Here is a 15996-nt window from a genome sequence, read left to right on the forward strand (position 1 = left end):
TCATCCGCGCCCCTCGCCACCGCCACCAAGCCCTGGCCGTTCAGCCCGGCCGCACCCAGCGCCGCATCGCCTCTCCCGCCCACGCTCCGCTGGCCAGGCTGGCCGTCAGCAGGTAGCCGCCAGTTGGGGCCTCCCAGTCGAGCATCTCGCCCGCCACGAACAGGCCGGGCCGCCCGCGCGCCATCAGGCCCTCGTCCAAAGACTCCAGCCGCACGCCGCCGGCCGTGCTGATGGCCTCGGCCATCGGGCGGGGGCGGATCAGGCGCAGCGGCAGGGCCTTGATGGCCGCCGCGAGGCGCGCGGCGTCGTGCATGGCCTCGCGGTCCAGGCATTCGTTCAGCAAGGCGAGTTTGATGCCGTCGAGCCCGAGTCGGCCCTTCAAATGGCTGGACAGGCTGCGCGAGCCGCGCGGGTGCGCCACCTCGGCCAGCACGCGCTCGGCCGAGCGGTCGGGCAGCAGGTCGACCCACAGCGTGGCCGAGCCCTCACGCGCGATGCACTCGCGCAGCGGCGCCGACAGCGCATAGACCAGGCTGCCTTCGACGCCGGTGGCGGTGGCGACGAACTCGCCGCGGTGCCACCGCCGCGCATCTGGGGGGGAAGCATCTGGGAGCGCACCAGGCGGCGCGGTCGGCGGCCCGCCGACCGCCACCGCCACGGTCTTGAAGGGCTGGCCCGCCCAGCGTTCGGCGAACACGGCGCTCCATCCTTCGGCCACCCCGCGCGTCAGCGCACCCGCCACGTCGAAGCCGCAGTTGGCGGCCCGCAGATCGGCCACGTCGAGACCCGCCTCGCGCAGGCGCGGCACCCAGGCGCCGTCGGAGCCCAGGCGCGGCCAGCTCGCACCGCCCAGGGCCAGCAAGGCGGCGCGCGCGTGCACCGTCCGTTCGCCGTCGGGGGTGTGGAAGCGCAGCCCACCATCGGCACCGAAGCCCAGCCAGCGGTGCCGCATGTGGAGGTGCACCGGCTCACCACCCGGCGCCGGGTGCCGCAGCCGGTGCAGCCAGGCGCGCAGCAGCGGCGCGGCCTTCATGTCGGTGGGGAACACGCGCCGCGAACTGCCGACGAAGGTGCCGATGCCCAGGCCCTCGGCCCAGTCGCGCACCTGCTGCGGGCCGAAGCGTTCGAGCAGGGGCCTCAGCGCCCCGGCGCGTTCGCCGAAGCGCGACACGAAGGACTCGAAGGCTTCGGCGTGCGTGAGGTTGAGGCCGCCCTTGCCGGCGAGCAGGAACTTGCGTCCCACCGAGGGCATGGCGTCGTACAGGTCCACGGGCACGCCGGCGCCCGACAGCACCTCGGCCGCCATCAGGCCCGCCGGGCCACCGCCAACGATGGCCACGCCTTGATCAGGTTTCATTCACCGCTCCATTCGAACACCCGCCCTTGCGGGTTGATGAACGCCAGGCGCAGCGGCTCTCCGGGGTGGATGGCCGACACCGCCGCGCGGTAAGCCGCCATCTGCTCGCGGTGCGCGGGCACGGTGTGCGGCGCTTCGTGGGTCTTGAAGTCCAGCACCCACCAGGTGCCGCTGGCGCGCTCGCGCACCAGGCGGTCGAGGCGGCGCAGCTGTCCGCCGTGCAGCAGCTCCACCTCGTTGCCCCATTGTTCGACGAGCTGGTCGTCCCAGGCCCAGGCCGCTTCGCCGCGCACGATGCGGCGCGCGGCCTCGACGGCCCGGGCGCCGCCGGCGGCGTCGAGCGCGTGCCGCTCGGCGGCGGCGCGCTGGTGCGTGGGGGTCCAGTCGAACCCGCGCGCGGGGGTGGGACACCACTGCAGCAGCTGGTGCACGGCGCGACCGAAGCGGGTCTGCTCGTCGGCTTCGGCCGCCTCGGTGTCGGCCACCGGCTCCGGGGCCACGCGCAAGCCGGGCAAGGCGTGCAGGACAAACGGCTCGGCCTCGGCCCGCGCGGCGGGCGCGGCGGCCTCGGGCGCGGCCAGCGGCTCGGCGAGCGGCGACAGCCGCTGCCACCAGGACGCGCCGGCGCTCGCGCGGCCGGGCTCGAAGCTGGACACCACGAGCCGGCGGCCGGCTCGCGTCATGGCCACGTAGAGCGCGTTGAGTTCTTCCAGCGAGCGCGCGCGGCGCTCGGCGTCGAGCAGCGCCTGGGCGCAGAGCGGCGCCGACTTCTCGCTCGCCAGGAAGACGAAGCGGCGCGGCTGCGGCGCCTCGCCGGGCCAGTCGACCAGCACGCCCATGGTCTCGGCGCGCGCGGGCGCGGCGTCGGTGTCGAGCAGCAGCACGGTGTCGGCCTCCAGGCCCTTGGCGCCGTGGATGGTGAGCAGGCGCACTGCGCCGGGCGTGGCCACCGGCGGCAGCGGCGTGCCACCGGCCTTGAGCGCGCGCACGAAACGGTAGGCGCTGAGGAAGCGGCCACCTTCGTGGTCGAGCGCCTGCGCCAGCAGGGCCTGCAGCTGCGCCAGCGTGGCGGCGCGCTGCGCGGGCGGCACGGCGCGCAGGTAGCGCGCGGGCAAATCGCCATCGCGGAACACGAGCGAGAGCGCGTCGTGCGGCGGCAGGTTCAGCAGTGCCTCGCGCCAGGCCCGCCAGCGGGTGGCGGTATCGCGCCACAGCGACGGGGCCTCGGCCGACCCGGCCGCGTCCTGCAGCACGGGCCACCAGCGCGCGCCCGCGCCGGCGGCGCGCACGGCGGCGGCCAGCGCGGCCAGGTCCTCGTCGCTCCAGCCGCCGATGGGCGAGCGCAGGGCGCGCGCCAGGCTCAGGTCGTGGCCCGGCGACACCAGGGCGTCGATGAGCGCAATGACGTCCTGCACGGCGGGCGCCTCGGCCAGGTCCAGCTTCTCGGGCTGTTCGCTGGCGATGCCGCGCTCGCGCAGGGCCTCGTGCATCCAGCCCAGGCGTTCGCGCTTGCGCGCGAGCACCATCACCTCGTCGGCGCGCAACCGGCCAGCGGCGATCTGATCGGCGATCCAGTCGGCCGCCTGGCGGGCCTCCCGCTCGCTCATCAGGTCCTCAGCCAGATGGCGTGGCGTGGCCAGGCTGTCGCGCCAGGCGCCCGGGTCCCCCGCCTCGGTGGGGGCGCGCGCCTCGCGCGGGACCACGGGCAGGGACAGCACCGCACCCGCCTGCGCGCTGGCGGTGGTGTGGGGGCGGAAGGCCGCGCCCACGGCCTCGCCGTACTCGCCCGCGTCCACGGCCCGCTGCAGGACGGTGTTGACGGCGTCCACCACGGCAGTGGCGCAGCGGCGCGTGTGGTCGCAGGCCAGCAGCGAGCCGCCCAGGCCCTGAACCACGAAGGCCTGGGCCGCGCGGAACACCTGCGGCTCGGCGCGGCGGAAGCGGTAGATGGACTGCTTGGGGTCGCCGACGATGAAGACGCTGGGGGCCTGCCCCGGCCCGGCGCCCGCGTAGGCCGAGAGCCAGCCGTACAGGGCCTGCCATTGCAGCGGGTTGGTGTCCTGGAATTCGTCGATGAGCAGGTGGCGCACGCGCGCGTCCAGGCGCTGCTGCAGCCAGCCGGAGAGCTCGGCGTCGCCCAGCAGGCGGCGCGCCGCGCCCTCCACGTCGTTCATGTCGACCCAGCCGCGCTCGCGCTTGAGGTCGGCCAGCGCGCCCAGCAGCACACGCGTGAGCCGCGCGAGCCGCTGGTGGTGCACCCAGGCGCGCTGCTGGCGCTCGGCCTGCAGGGCTTCTTCGATGCGCGTGTGCGCGGCCTGCACGGCGGGCAGCGCATCGGCCTGCTCGCCCAGCTTGCGCGGCGTGCCCTTGGCGGTGGTCAAGGCGGCGATCGCGGCGCGGCCGTCGCCGGCCGATACCGCCTGCTCCAGTTCGCGCGCGGCGGTCTCCGCCTTCTTGGCCTTGGCGAGGCCGCCCAGCGCCGCCGCCGCGGCCAGCAGCTCGGCGCGAAAGCGCTCGCCGCGCACCAACCAGGCCACGGGGTCGTCGCCCGCGCCGGCCCAGCCGGGCATTTGCTCAGCCAGCGGCCGCACGGCGCCGTCGACGGCGCCCGCGCTGTCGGCCCACTGGAACTCCACCCGCTTGGCGACCGCGTTGCGCAGCGCGGCCAGGGTCTGGTGGCGGCCGATGTCGGCCACGCTGGCGAAGAAGTCCTCGCGCGCGGCGGCGTCCTGCGCAAGCGCGGCATAAAACCGCGGCCACAGCCGCTGCAGGATGGCGCTGTCGTCCTCCTGCAGCTCGTACTGCGGCGGCAGGCCCAGCTCTTGCAGCACCGACAGGGGCGCGCCGCGCAGCAGCGCCGCGAACCAGCTGTGGAAGGTGCGCAGCTGCACCGGACGGCCGTGCTGGCGCAGCCGCTCGCGCAGGCCGCGCGCGGCGGGCACCAGGGCGCGCGCGGCGGCCTCGTTCAGGCCGCGCATCACCAGCGCGGCGCACAGTTCGTCGTCGCCCTGCGAGGACCATTCGGCCACCGCCTGCTGCAGGCGTTCGCGCATCTCGCCGGCGGCCTTCTTGGTGAAGGTGATGGCCAGGATGTCCTGCGGCAGCGCGCCGTCGAGCAGCGCGCGCAGGATGCGTGAGACCAGCATCCAGGTTTTGCCGGCGCCGGCGCAGGCCTCCACCGCCACGCTGCGCGCCGGGTCGCAGGCGCGGGCATAGAAGGTCTGCGGGCCGGCGGGCTGGCCGTCGACGCGGTAGGCGAGCCCGGTCATGGCTCTCCCCCATCACCCGTGGCCGCACCGGTCCAGAAATCCTTGCGGCACAGGCCGCGCGCCGCGCAGTACTCGCAGGCCGTGCCCTCGCCCAGCGCCCGCATGGCGGCACCGCCGGCCACGCGGTCGAGGTCGTGCACCAGGCCCTGCACGATGGCGTCGCGCGCGGCCAATACCTCGGTCTGCTCGATCAGCTTCGCGGGTTCGTCGCGCTCGCCGCGCGTGTCGGCGATGCTGAGGTAAGCGGCGCGCAGGCGCGGCTCGGGCAGCAGCGCGGCGTAGAACGCCAGCTGCGTGTCCTCCATCGGCTCCTTCACGCGCGCTTCGGTGCGCGCGCGGCTCTCGGTTTTGTGGTCGATGACGAAGCTCTCGCCGCCCTCGGCGTCGCGCCGCGCGTCGATGCGGTCGAGCCGGCCGTACAAGGCCCAGCGGCCCACGCGCTGCTCGCGCTCGGCCTCGGCCGCCACGAATCGCCAGCCCTCGGCCTCGTGCGGCCAGAGCCAGCGCAGGTAGGCCTCGCGCAGCGAGGGCCAGACGGCGCGGTAGGGCAGGAAGCCGCCGGCCTGCACCTCGTCGCCGAGACCCATGTCCAGCGCCACGCGCTCGGCCAGCGCGTCGAGCGCGGCGCGGTCGGCGTCCTCGCCGGGGCGATCGTCGCCGCGCGCTTCGTGGAAAGCGCGCAGCACCGCGTGCAGCCAGTTGCCCAGGTCGCCCTGGTCGGGCTCGGCGTCGAGCTCGTCCACCTCGTCGAGCCGCAACTGGCGGCGCGCGAAGAAGCGGTAGGGGCAAGTGCGCAGGTCGTCGTAGGCGCTGGCGGACAGGCGTTCGGGCAGCAGCGCGGGCGCGCGGGCCGCCGGCGGGGCCGTGCCGCCCGCGGGCAGGGCGCTGGCGGGCAGCAGCTCGCTGGCCGGGCGCGGCGCGATGCCGTCGATGAAGGCGCTGGGCAGCAACGCCTCACCGGCCTCGTGGCGGCGCCACAGCGCGTCCACCGGCGCGCCGTCGAACAGCTGCGCCCAGGCCGAGGCCTCGGCACGCGCCAGGGCCTCGCGGTCGGGCAGGCCCAGCAGCTCGCGCTGCGCGGCGGTCCAGGCGCTGTCGGGCTCGGGGCTGGCGCTCAGGTGGCGTTCGTCGCAGCCGGGTGCCACCACGGCGGCCACGCGGCGGCCCAGGCGCTGCGCCATCGGCAGCACGACGACCTGCGGCGCGCCGGCCACGGTGGGCTGGAACACCGCGCCTTCGAGCACGTCGCGCACCCAGGCGGCGAAGGCCGTGAGCGGCCAGCGGGCCTTCGCGCCGCGCTCGCCGGCGGCGGCCTCACCCAGGCCGTCGAGTTCGTGCGCGCCCTCACCCAGGCGCAACACGCCGATCAGTTGGCGGCCGGCTTCGTCGGCCTGCAGGGCGGCCCACTGGCCGCTGCGCTCCAGGGCCGCCGCGGTGTCCTGGAGCCACAGCAGCAAGGGGCGCGCGGCCTGCAGTTCGGTGCGCTGGGGATCGATGTCGGCGCCGCGCCAGTCCAGCGGCACGGCGGACCAGCGCGCCACCCCCCTCTGCCGCAGCCGCCGCTCCAGCGACTCCACCGCCTGCGGCGGGAAGGCCGGCGAGAGCTTGAGCCAATCCAGCACCTCGTCGGTGCTGGCGCGCGCGTCGGCCGCGCGCAGCAGGGCCATCAGGCTGGCGGCCGCGCGCGTGGTAGACAGCTTCCAGCCGGTCTCGTCGCGCAGGCGCACGCCAGCGCCCACCAGCAGCGCGCTCGCGCGGCGGGTGAGCAGGCGGTCGTTGGCGATCAGCGCCACCGGCGCACGCCCGGCATTGAGGTGTTCGATGGCGCAGGCGGCCGCGGCCTGGGCCTCGGCCTCGAAATCCTCACAGGCCCACACGCGCGGGGCCGGCTCGGCGGGCGCCGACCAGGCGAGCCGGCCGGCGCTATCGCCCCAGTGGGTCAGCAGGGCCTCGGCCAGCGGGTCGGGGTGGTGGCCGGGCAGGCACAGCAGGCGGTCGGCGTCGGCGCCGGGCGCGGCCAGCGGTGACCACAAGGCGTCGGTGACGTAGGCCGAACTGCCTGCCCAGGTGATGGCCAGGCTCGCCACCAGCGACTCCCATTGCGCGGCGGCCGAGCCCAGCGTGGCGGCCAGCGCGGCGCGGCGGTCCTCGGCCCAGGCCGCGCGCCGCTCGGGCGGCTGCGCGGCCGCCAGGGGGGCCAGCTGCCGCGCGGCGCCGATGAGGCGCGCCACCAGTTCGCGGCGCAGGCCGGGCTCCAAGCGCTCGCGCACCACGCGCTCGATCCAGGCGGCGGCCACCAGCGCGTCGCGCGCCATGTCGTGGCTGATGTCGTCCGAGCCCGGCCGCCAGGGCGACAGCGCGGCGGCCCAATCGCGCGCCGTGGTGAAGCGCGGCGCGAAGCCCGAGGCCTGCGGCGCACGGGCGGCCCAGGCGCGGCGCGCCTCGGCCACAAGCGCCCCGTAGGGCAGCAGCACGACCACGCGCGACGGCGCCAGGCCAGCCTGGGCGGCCTGGCGCGCCAGTTCGTCCAGCGGCAGGCGCCACGCGCACGGCACCTCGCCGTCCTGCACAGCGCCGGCCACAAGGGCTGACTCGTCGTGAGGTCTCGCGGGCGCTGGCGTCATGGATGGGGGGTTTCTGTCACAATGCGGCCGCTCGTACGGGGGAGCCGATGTCGACGCCCGGCCTGCCGCAAGCGCCGCACTGTAACCTCCCACCGCTCACCGAACACCCAAGGACGAACCATGGCCAGCGACCTGATCAAACACGTTTCCGATGCCAGCTTCAAGGCCGATGTGCTGGACAGCAAAGCCCCGGTGCTGGTGGACTTCTGGGCCGAATGGTGCGGCCCCTGCAAGATGATCGCGCCCATCCTGGACGAGGTCGCCGGCACCTACGACGGCAAGCTGCAGGTCGCCAAGCTCAACGTCGACGACAACCGCGACGTGCCCGCCAAGTTCGGCATCCGCGGCATCCCCACGCTGATGCTGTTCAAGGACGGCCAGCTCGCCGCCACCAAGGTGGGCGCCCTCAGCAAGGCCCAGCTCACCGCCTTCATCGACCAGCAGCTGGCCTGACCTCCTCCCTGGCCCGGGCGCCCGCCCGGGCCCCGAGCCGCGCGCGGGCTCGACGACAGGGCGCACACACAGCGATTCCTGTCATAATCCGGCGCAACGCGGGCAGCAAGCCCGCCGCTTTTCCCCAGCGCAACGTCCGTCATCCGGACCGCAGCGCCCACCTCCCCGCTCATCCCCCTATCGCCTCCGCCCTGGAGTGACGGCTATGCACCTGAACGAACTCAAGGCCCTGCACGTTTCCGAAGTGGTCAAGCAGGCCGAAGCGCTCGAAATCGAAAACACCGGCCGCATGCGCAAGCAGGAGCTGATGTTCGCCATCATCAAGAAGCGCGCGAAAGCCGGCGAACAGATCTTCGCTGACGGCGTGCTCGAGGTCCTGCCGGACGGCTTCGGCTTCCTGCGCGCGCCGGACACCAGCTACACGGCCAGCACCGACGACATCTACATCTCGCCCAGCCAGATCCGCCGCTTCAACCTGCACACCGGCGACATGATCGAGGGCGAGGTCCGCATCCCCAAGGACGGCGAACGCTACTTCGCCCTCAACAAGCTCGACAAGATCAACGGCCTGGCTCCCGAGGAGAACAAGCACAAGATCATGTTCGAGAACCTGACGCCGCTGTTCCCCAAGGAGCAGATGCGCCTGGAACGCGACATCAAGAGCGAAGAGAACATCACCGGTCGCATCATCGACATCATCGCGCCCATCGGCCGCGGCCAGCGCGCGCTGATCGTCGCCCCGCCCAAGAGCGGCAAGACGGTGATGATGCAGCACATCTGCCACGCCATCACCGCCAACCACCCCGACGTGGAGCTCATGGTCCTGCTGGTGGACGAGCGCCCCGAGGAAGTGACCGAAATGCAGCGCACCGTGCGCGGCGAGGTCATCGCCTCCACCTTCGACGAACCGGCCGCCCGCCACGTGCACGTGGCCGAGATGGTGATCGAGCGCGCCAAGCGCCTGGTCGAGCTCAAGAAGGACGTGGTGATCATGCTCGACTCGATCACCCGCCTGGCCCGCGCCTACAACAACGTGCTGCCCTCCTCGGGCAAGGTGCTCACCGGCGGCGTGGACGCCAACGCCCTGCAGCGGCCCAAGCGGTTCTTCGGCGCGGCGCGCAAGGTGGAGGAAGGCGGTTCGCTCACCATCATCGCCACCGCCCTGGTCGACACCGGCTCGCGCATGGACGAGGTGATCTTCGAGGAGTTCAAGGGCACCGGCAACTGCGAGATCCACCTCGACCGCCGCCTGTACGAAAAGCGCGTCTTTCCCTCCATCCAGCTCAACCGCAGCGGCACCCGCCGCGAAGAGCTGCTGCTGCAGCCCGAGATCCTGCAGAAGACCCGTATCCTGCGCCAGTTCATGTACAACATGGACGAGATCGAGGCCATGGAAATGGTCCTCAAGAGCATGAAGGCCACGAAGAACAACTCCGAGTTCTTCGACATGATGCGCCGAGGCGGGTAAGCCCCTGCGCCCCTGAGCGGGAACAAGGCCTGCGGCCCGGCCAAGCCGGTCCCTCGCCATTCCCGGTCAGACATTCCCGCTCGGCTATAATCGCCGGCTTTGCTTGGCGGCAAGTACGTCGGAAGGGTTCCGGCGCGGCTGTCGCAACCGACCACAAGGAACCGCCATGAAAGAAGGCATCCACCCGAACTACCGCCCGGTCTGCTTCCAGGACCTGTCGAACGGCGCCCAGTTCATCATCAATTCCTGCGCCCCCACCAAGGAAACCGTCAAGCTGGACGATGGCCGCGAGCTGCCGCTGTTCAAGCTCGACACCTCCAGCGAGTCGCACCCCTTCTACACGGGCACGCAGAAGAGCGTGGACAACATGGGCGGCCGCGTCGAGAAGTTCCGCAACCGCTACGCCAAAGCAGCCAAATAAGCCTGGCGCCTGGCCCCCCAAAAGCAGCCGCCACCGGCTGCTTTTTTTTCGCCCCTGCCCCCACGCGCACGCCGCTTGCCCCGGCCACGCCGCTTGTATAGTCCCCAGCCGTGAACCGCCCGACGCCCGCCATCGTGAGCCAGTCGGCCGTGCGCCGCCTGCCGCGCGTGGCCCTGATTCTGTTCTGCGTGGCCTATGTGCTGCCCGGCTTCCTGGGCCGCGAGCCCTGGAAGAACGCCGACGTGGGCGCGTTCGGGGCCATGGCCGAGATGGCCGCCGGCGGCAGCTGGTGGCACCCCGCCGTGCTGGGCCTGCCGGTGGAAGACACCGCCCTGCTGCCCTACTGGCTGGGCGCGCTGTTCATCAAGGCCCTGCCGTTCCTGCCTCCCGATTTCGCCGCCCGCCTGCCCTTCGGCCTGCTGCTGGCGCTCACCCTGAGCTGCACCTGGTACGCGGTGTACCAGCTGGCGCGCCAGCCCGCCGCCCTGCCCGTGGCCTTCGCCTTCGGCGGTGAGGCGCGGCCGGCCGACTATGCCCGCGCCCTGGCCGACGCCGGCTTGCTGGCCCTGGTGGCCTGCCTGGGCCTGGCGCAGTTCTCGCACGAAACCACGCCCGACGGGGTGCGCCTGACCGCCACGGCGGCCATGCTGCTGGGCGCCGCCCGGCTGGCGCACCCCGGCCTGCCCCGCGCCTGGCGCGGCCTGCTGTGGTGGGCGGGTGGCTGGCTGGCGCTGGCGCTCAGCGGCTCGGCCACGCTGGGCCTGGCCCTGGGCCTGGGCTGGCTGGCGCTGCTGTGGTTCAACCGCCAGGCTCAGCGCGGCGAGGACCGCAGCGACGCGGTCACGCTCGGCGCCGCCAGCGCCATCGGCGCGCTCATGACCCTGGGCAGTGCCTGGGCGGGCGCCCTGGCGCTGCCCGACGCGTCCCTGGCACTGAGCCGCCCCTGGGACAGCTGGGGCCGGCTGCTGCTCTGGTTCACCTGGCCGACCTGGCCGCTGGCGCTCTGGACGGTGTGGCGCTGGCGCCGCCAGTGGCAACAGCCCCACGTGGCCCTGCCGTTGTGGGCCGCACTGATCGTGGTGCTGCACTCCGCGCTGGATCCGGAGCGCGACCGCGCCCTGCTGCTCGCCCTGCCCGCGCTGGCCGCGCTGGCCGCCTTCGCCCTGCCCACCCTGCGGCGCAGCGTGGCGGCGCTGATCGACTGGTTCACGCTGCTCTTCTTCTCCTTCTGCGCCTTGGTCATCTGGGTGATCTGGGTGGCCATGATGACCGGCGTGCCGGCCAAGCCCGCCGCCAACGTGGCGCGCCTGGCACCGGGTTTCGTACCCGAGTTCTCCTTCCTGCTGTTCGCGCTCGGCGCCGCGGCCACGCTGGCCTGGCTGTGGCTCGTGTCCTGGCGCGTGGGCCGCCACCGCGAAGCCATCTGGAAAAGCCTGGTGCTGCCCGCCGCCGGCAGTACGCTGTGCTGGCTTCTGCTGATGACCCTGTGGCTGCCGCTGCTGGACTTCGGCCGCAGCTATGGCCCGATCTCGCGGCGCATCGCGGAGCTGGTGCCTCCGCAATCCTGCGTACTCGCCGATGGCCTGTCCCAGGCGCAGATCGCGGCCCTGCGCCACCACGGCGGGCTGAGGCTGGTGCGAACCGGCCAGAACGACCCGGCCGGCGCCGACTGCCGCAGCCTGATCGCCACCCCGCAGAGCCAGAGCAGCCTGCACCAACGCGTCGATCTCACGCAGTGGGCCTTCAAGGCCAACCTCTGGCGCCTCAACGACAGCAAGGAAAGCCTGGTGCTGTACCTGCGCGTGGGACGCTGAGCCCGGCTCGCCTCAGTCCGGTGCCGTGGTCCGAACCCGTGTGGGCGGCAGGGAGATGGTGAAGGTCGTGCCCTGCCCCACCGTGCTCTGCACGTCGATGCGCCCGCCGTGCCGCTGCGCCACGTGCTTCACGATGGCCAGTCCCAGGCCCGTTCCGCCGGTCTCGCGCGAGCGGCTGCGGTCCACGCGGTAGAAGCGCTCCGTCAGGCGCGGCAGGTGTTCGGCCGCGATGCCGGGGCCCGAGTCGCTGACATAGAACTCCGCCAGGCCTTCGTCGTTGATGCGCCAGCCCGGCTCGATGCGGCCGCCACCGGGCGTGTAGCGCACGGCGTTGCTCATCAGGTTGGACATCGCGCTGATCAGCTCCGTCTTGGCGCCCGACACCCAGAACGAGGCGCTGTTCGCCGACGGCTCGATGCGGTGCGGCGTGCTGGCGATCGCCTGGCTCAGGCCACGCGCCTCCTGCACCACATGCTCCAGCAATTCCTGCGTGCCGATCCACTCCCCCGGCCCCGGCGCCGGGCTGCCCTCCAGCCGCGACAAGGTCAGCAGGTCGTTCACCAGCGTCTGCATGCGGTGCGCCTGCTGGCTCATGAGGCCCAGGTACTGCTGGCGCTCCTCTTCGCTGAGCTCCAGGCTCTGCATGGTTTCCACGAAGCCGCTGAGCACCGTCAGCGGCGTGCGGATCTCGTGCGACACGTTGGCCACGAAGTCGCGCCGCATCGTCTCGGCCAGTTGCACGGCCGTGACGTCGCGCGTGATCATCAGCTTGCGCTTCTTGCCATACGGGTGGATCTGCAGCGATATTTTGGTCGGCTGCGAGGGGCGCGGCCCGATGCCGTCGATGGTGATCTCGTGCCCGAAATCCCCCGCGCTCAGGTAGGCGTTGAACGCCGGGTGGCGCACCAGGTTGCGCACGTATTGCCCAAGGTCGCGCTGCGGATCGAAGCCCAGCTGGTTGGACGCGGTGAGGTTGGCCCACTCGATGCGGCCCGTGGCGTCCAGCAGCACCACACCGTTCGGCGAGGCCTGGATCGCGGCCAGGAAGTCTTCCAGGCGGGCGTCGCTGCTGGCGGCCTTTTTCTCCAGCTTCTTGATCAGCTTGCGGCACCGGTCGAGCAGTTCGCCCCAGAAGCCACCGAGTTCGGGCATGCGCGAGGCATCGGCCTTGTTGAGCCAGCGCAGCACGCGCTGGGCACGCAGAGCGTCGCGCACGATCCAGATCGAGCAGCCCGCCAGGGCCCCCACGAACGCCAGGGCCGCGCGGTCGGCGGCCCAGCCCACCGCCGCCCCCAGCGCCACCAGCAGCAGCAGCTCCAGAATCCGGCGGCTCATGGTGTCACGGGCGCGCAAGGGACCGTGGTGCGAGCCCTGGCGGGCGGCCGGGCCGGGCTCATGTCGCCGAGAGCGGCGTGCCGGGTGTCTGGCGTGCGGGGCTGCCCATGGCGGTGAGGCGGTAACCCGCGCCGCGCACCGTCTCGATCATGGTCGAGGCCTCACCCAGGGACTCCCTCAATCGCTTGACGTGAACGTCCACGGTGCGCTCCTCGATGAAGACATGGTCTCCCCAGACCTTGTCGAGCAGCGTACCACGGGTGTGCACGCGCTCCGCGTGCTTCATGAGGTAGTGCAGCAGCTTGAACTCGGTGGGCCCCACCTTGAGTTCGCGCCCGCGAAAGCTCACACGGTAGGTGGCCGCGTCGAGCGTGAGCTCGCCCACCTGCACCGAGTCGTTGACGATCTCGGGCGCGCGGCGGCGCAGCACCGCGCGGATGCGCGCGAGCAGTTCCTGCGTGGAGAAGGGCTTGGTGATGTAGTCGTCGGCACCGGCGTCCAGGCCCTGCACCTTGTCGCTCTCGTCGCTGCGCGCGGTGAGCATGAGGATGGGCACGCTCTTGGTGCGCTCGCTCTTGCGCCACTGGCGCGCCAGCACCGCGCCGCTTTCGCCGGGCAGCATCCAATCGAGCAGGATCACGTCGGGCAACACCGCGTCCACCTCGCGCTGAGCGGCCGCGCCATCGAACACGATGGTGGGCGCGAAGCCGTTGTGGCGCAGGTTGACGGCGATCAGTTCGGCGATCGAGGGTTCGTCCTCGACGACCAGGATCCGGGGCAGCTTTCTCATCCGGCAACGGACTCCACTTTGTCGACGGGCGTGTGACGGACGTCTTCGCCCTTGACGATGAAAATGATTTGCTCGGCGATGTTCTTCGCGTGGTCGCCGATGCGCTCGATGGACTTGGCCAGGAACAGCAGGTCCAGGCTCGGCGAGATGGTGCGCGGATCTTCCATCATGTAGGTGATGAGTTTGCGCAGGAAGCCGTTGTACTCCTCGTCGATCTGGTCGTCGGCCTTGATGATGGACACCGCCATCTGCGTGTCCAGGCGCGCGAAAGAGTCCAGCGACTTGCGCAGCAGCGCGGCGGCCAGGTCGGCCGCCAGGCGCAGCTCGGAGATGGGCAGGTTGCGCGGCGTGCCGTTGCCGATGATGGATTTGACCATGCGTGCCATGCGCGCCACTTCATCGCCCGCGCGCTCCAGGTTCTGCGTGGTGCGCGAGATCGCCATCAGGAAGCGCAGGTCACGCGCCGTGGGTTGGCGGCGTCCGATCGTCGAGATGATCTCGTGGTCGATCGACAGCTCCATCTGGTTGATGCGGTTCTCGTTCTCTTCCACCTGGAGGGCGGACTCCAGGCTCATGTTGCCCAGGGCGTAGACCGCCTGGTGAAGCTGGGATTCGACCAGGCCGCCCATCTCGAGCACGTGGGTGGAGATGGAGTTCAGCTCGGCGTCGAACTGGCTGGACAGGTGTTTGTCGCTCATTCGCGTGTCTCCCGTGGGGTTGGCGTCTGCAGGGCCGGATCAGCCGAAGCGGCCGGTGATGTAGTCCTCGGTCGCCGTCTTGGTCGGCTTGAAGAAGATCTGCTCGGTGGCGCCGAACTCGATCAATTCGCCCAGGTACATGTAAGCGGTGTAGTCGCTGCAGCGCGCGGCCTGCTGCATGTTGTGCGTGACGATGGCGATGGTGTAGTCGGACTTGAGCTCGTGCACCAGCTCCTCGACCTTGCCGGTGGAGATCGGGTCCAGCGCGGACGTGGGTTCGTCGAGCAGCAGCACCGAGGGCTTGACCGCCACGCTGCGCGCGATGCACAGGCGCTGCTGCTGGCCGCCGGACAGCGACAGGCCGCTCTGGCTGAGCTTGTCCTTCACTTCCTTCCACAGCGCGGCTTTGGTCAAGGCCCATTCCACGCGGTCGTCCATGTCGCTGCGCGACAGGTTCTCATACAGGCGCACGCCGAAGGCGATGTTGTCGTAGATCGACATCGGGAACGGCGTGGGCTTCTGGAACACCATGCCGATGCGCGCGCGCAGCAGGTTCAGGTCCTGCTTGGGGTCGAGGATGTTCTGTCCATACAGGCGGATCTCGCCCTCGGCGCGCTGACCGGGGTACAGGCTGTACATGCGGTTGAGCGTGCGCAGCAGCGTGGACTTGCCGCAGCCCGAGGGGCCGATGAAGGCCGTGACGCGCTTTTCCTGGATGTCCAGCGTGACGTTCTTGAGGCCCTGGAACTTGCCGTAGAAGAAGTTCAGGTTGCGCACCTCGAGGGCGTTGCGCGCTTCGCCCGGGGCAGCGGGCGCACGGCTGGCGGCCAGGTTCTCTGGGCGGATAGCGATGGTGGATTCGGACATGGTCGTGTTCCTTGTTGTGCGGTCGGCTCGCGTGGGCGTCAGGCCTTCACCTTGTCGCGGAAGAACACGCGCGCCAGGATGTTGAGCGCCAGCACGGTGAGCGTGATGATCAGCGCGCCAGCCCAGGCCAGGCGGACCCAGTTGTCGTAGGGGCTCATGGCGAACTGGAAGATCACCACCGGCAGGTTCGCCATGGGGCGGCTCATGTCGGTGCTGAAGAACTGGTTGCTCAGCGCGGTGAACAGCAGCGGCGCGGTTTCACCACTGATGCGGGCCACCGCCAGCAGCAAGCCGGTGATGACGCCGCTCTTGGCCGCGCGCAGCGTGACCATGAGCGAGACCTTCCAGCGCGGCGCGCCGAGCGCGAAGGCCGCCTCGCGCAGACTGCCGGGCACCAGGCGCAGCATGTTCTCAGTGGTGCGAACGACGACCGGCACGGCGATCAGCGACAGCGCCAGGCTGCCCGCGTAGCCCGAGAAATGGCCCGCCGTGGCGACCGCGATGGAGTACACGAACAGGCCCAGCACGATGGAGGGGGCCGACAGCATGATGTCGGTGACGAAGCGCGTGAACTCGGCCACCTTGCTGTTGTCGCCGTACTCGGTGAGGTAGATGCCCGCCAGGATGCCCACCGGCGTGGACACCAGCACCGACAGGCCAACGATCATCAGGCTGCCCAGCAAGGCGTTGCGCAGGCCGCCCCCCTCCGACCCCGGGGCCGGCGTGTCGGCGGTGAAAACGTTGAGGTCCAGGCCCGCCAGACCGTTGGAGAACAGGACCCACAGGATCCACAGCAGCACGAACAGCCCCAGGCCCATGGCGCCCATGGACAGGCTCAGGCCAATGAGGTTGGTGCGCTGGCGGCGCTTGTAGAGCGATTGGTTCATCTGCATGGTGTGT

General features: G+C 71.6%; 12 protein-coding genes. 4 read left to right on the forward strand and 8 right to left on the reverse strand.

The window, feature by feature from the left end:
- Positions 1-40: 40 nt before the first annotated feature.
- The 3 genes from BHU06_RS04640 to BHU06_RS04650 are packed head-to-tail and all read right to left on the reverse strand — an operon-like array spanning position 41 to position 7208.
- Entirely contained in the window at positions 41-1357 is a 1317-nt protein-coding gene (locus BHU06_RS04640) for a TIGR03862 family flavoprotein (protein WP_070397980.1), read from the reverse strand.
- On the reverse strand, positions 1354-4626 hold the full coding sequence (locus BHU06_RS04645; protein WP_070397981.1) for an exodeoxyribonuclease V subunit beta: 3273 nt from the start codon (positions 4624-4626) through the stop codon (positions 1354-1356). Before BHU06_RS04645 ends, BHU06_RS04640 begins: the two co-directional genes overlap by 4 nt.
- Positions 4623-7208 (reverse strand): PD-(D/E)XK nuclease family protein, encoded by a 2586-nt coding sequence (locus tag BHU06_RS04650; RefSeq protein ID WP_070397982.1) that lies wholly within the window; start codon positions 7206-7208, stop codon positions 4623-4625. The genes BHU06_RS04645 and BHU06_RS04650 overlap by 4 nt, the downstream gene beginning before the upstream one ends.
- 162 nt (positions 7209-7370) lie before the next feature.
- Here BHU06_RS04650 and trxA point away from each other — a divergent pair, with 162 nt between their 5' ends.
- The 4 genes from trxA to BHU06_RS04670 all read left to right on the forward strand — a co-directional run bounded on the left by trxA (position 7371) and on the right by BHU06_RS04670 (position 11406).
- Positions 7371-7703 (forward strand): thioredoxin TrxA, encoded by a 333-nt coding sequence (gene trxA, locus BHU06_RS04655; protein ID WP_070397983.1) that lies wholly within the window; start codon positions 7371-7373, stop codon positions 7701-7703.
- A gap of 205 nt (positions 7704-7908) precedes the next feature.
- Complete coding sequence (gene rho / locus BHU06_RS04660) at positions 7909-9171, forward strand: transcription termination factor Rho (RefSeq protein ID WP_070397984.1); 1263 nt, start codon at positions 7909-7911, stop codon at positions 9169-9171.
- Between the two features lie 166 nt (positions 9172-9337).
- The gene (locus BHU06_RS04665; RefSeq protein WP_070397985.1) at positions 9338-9592 is read left to right on the forward strand and encodes a type B 50S ribosomal protein L31; all 255 of its coding nucleotides are present in this window, start codon (positions 9338-9340) and stop codon (positions 9590-9592) included.
- A gap of 110 nt (positions 9593-9702) precedes the next feature.
- Complete coding sequence (locus BHU06_RS04670) at positions 9703-11406, forward strand: glycosyltransferase family 39 protein (RefSeq protein WP_070397986.1); 1704 nt, start codon at positions 9703-9705, stop codon at positions 11404-11406.
- Positions 11407-11418: 12 nt separating this feature from the next.
- Here the strand turns inward: BHU06_RS04670 and phoR are convergent, their stop codons facing one another.
- From phoR to pstA, 5 genes are read right to left on the reverse strand one after another with little or no spacing between them, the layout of a single operon-like run.
- Positions 11419-12741: a phosphate regulon sensor histidine kinase PhoR gene (gene phoR / locus BHU06_RS04675; RefSeq protein ID WP_083292911.1), complete on the reverse strand. Its 1323-nt coding sequence runs from the start codon at positions 12739-12741 to the stop codon at positions 11419-11421.
- Positions 12742-12799: 58 nt separating this feature from the next.
- The gene (gene phoB, locus BHU06_RS04680) at positions 12800-13531 is read right to left on the reverse strand and encodes a phosphate regulon transcriptional regulator PhoB (protein WP_070397987.1); all 732 of its coding nucleotides are present in this window, start codon (positions 13529-13531) and stop codon (positions 12800-12802) included.
- On the reverse strand, positions 13528-14229 hold the full coding sequence (gene phoU, locus BHU06_RS04685) for a phosphate signaling complex protein PhoU (RefSeq protein ID WP_070397988.1): 702 nt from the start codon (positions 14227-14229) through the stop codon (positions 13528-13530). The genes phoB and phoU overlap by 4 nt, the downstream gene beginning before the upstream one ends.
- Positions 14230-14268: 39 nt before the next feature.
- Positions 14269-15096, reverse strand: coding sequence for a phosphate ABC transporter ATP-binding protein PstB (gene pstB, locus BHU06_RS04690; RefSeq protein WP_083292913.1), 828 nt, complete (start codon positions 15094-15096; stop codon positions 14269-14271).
- A gap of 38 nt (positions 15097-15134) precedes the next feature.
- Positions 15135-15989, reverse strand: coding sequence for a phosphate ABC transporter permease PstA (gene pstA / locus BHU06_RS04695; protein ID WP_070397989.1), 855 nt, complete (start codon positions 15987-15989; stop codon positions 15135-15137).
- Positions 15990-15996 lie beyond the last annotated feature (7 nt).

The organism is Hydrogenophaga sp. PML113, from assembly GCF_001777155.1.
Taxonomy (GTDB): Bacteria; Pseudomonadota; Gammaproteobacteria; order Burkholderiales; family Burkholderiaceae_C; genus Hydrogenophaga; species Hydrogenophaga borbori.

Coding starts and splice junctions, on each gene's coding strand:
- pstB (WP_083292913.1), bottom strand. CDS start 15,096: ATGTCCGAATCCACCATCGCTATCCGCCCAGAGAACCTGGCCGCCAGC.
- trxA (WP_070397983.1), top strand. CDS start 7,371: ATGGCCAGCGACCTGATCAAACACGTTTCCGATGCCAGCTTCAAGGCC.
- pstA (WP_070397989.1), bottom strand. CDS start 15,989: ATGCAGATGAACCAATCGCTCTACAAGCGCCGCCAGCGCACCAACCTC.
- BHU06_RS04665 (WP_070397985.1), top strand. CDS start 9,338: ATGAAAGAAGGCATCCACCCGAACTACCGCCCGGTCTGCTTCCAGGAC.
- phoR (WP_083292911.1), bottom strand. CDS start 12,741: ATGAGCCGCCGGATTCTGGAGCTGCTGCTGCTGGTGGCGCTGGGGGCG.
- phoB (WP_070397987.1), bottom strand. CDS start 13,531: ATGAGAAAGCTGCCCCGGATCCTGGTCGTCGAGGACGAACCCTCGATC.
- BHU06_RS04640 (WP_070397980.1), bottom strand. CDS start 1,357: ATGAAACCTGATCAAGGCGTGGCCATCGTTGGCGGTGGCCCGGCGGGC.
- rho (WP_070397984.1), top strand. CDS start 7,909: ATGCACCTGAACGAACTCAAGGCCCTGCACGTTTCCGAAGTGGTCAAG.
- BHU06_RS04645 (WP_070397981.1), bottom strand. CDS start 4,626: ATGACCGGGCTCGCCTACCGCGTCGACGGCCAGCCCGCCGGCCCGCAG.
- phoU (WP_070397988.1), bottom strand. CDS start 14,229: ATGAGCGACAAACACCTGTCCAGCCAGTTCGACGCCGAGCTGAACTCC.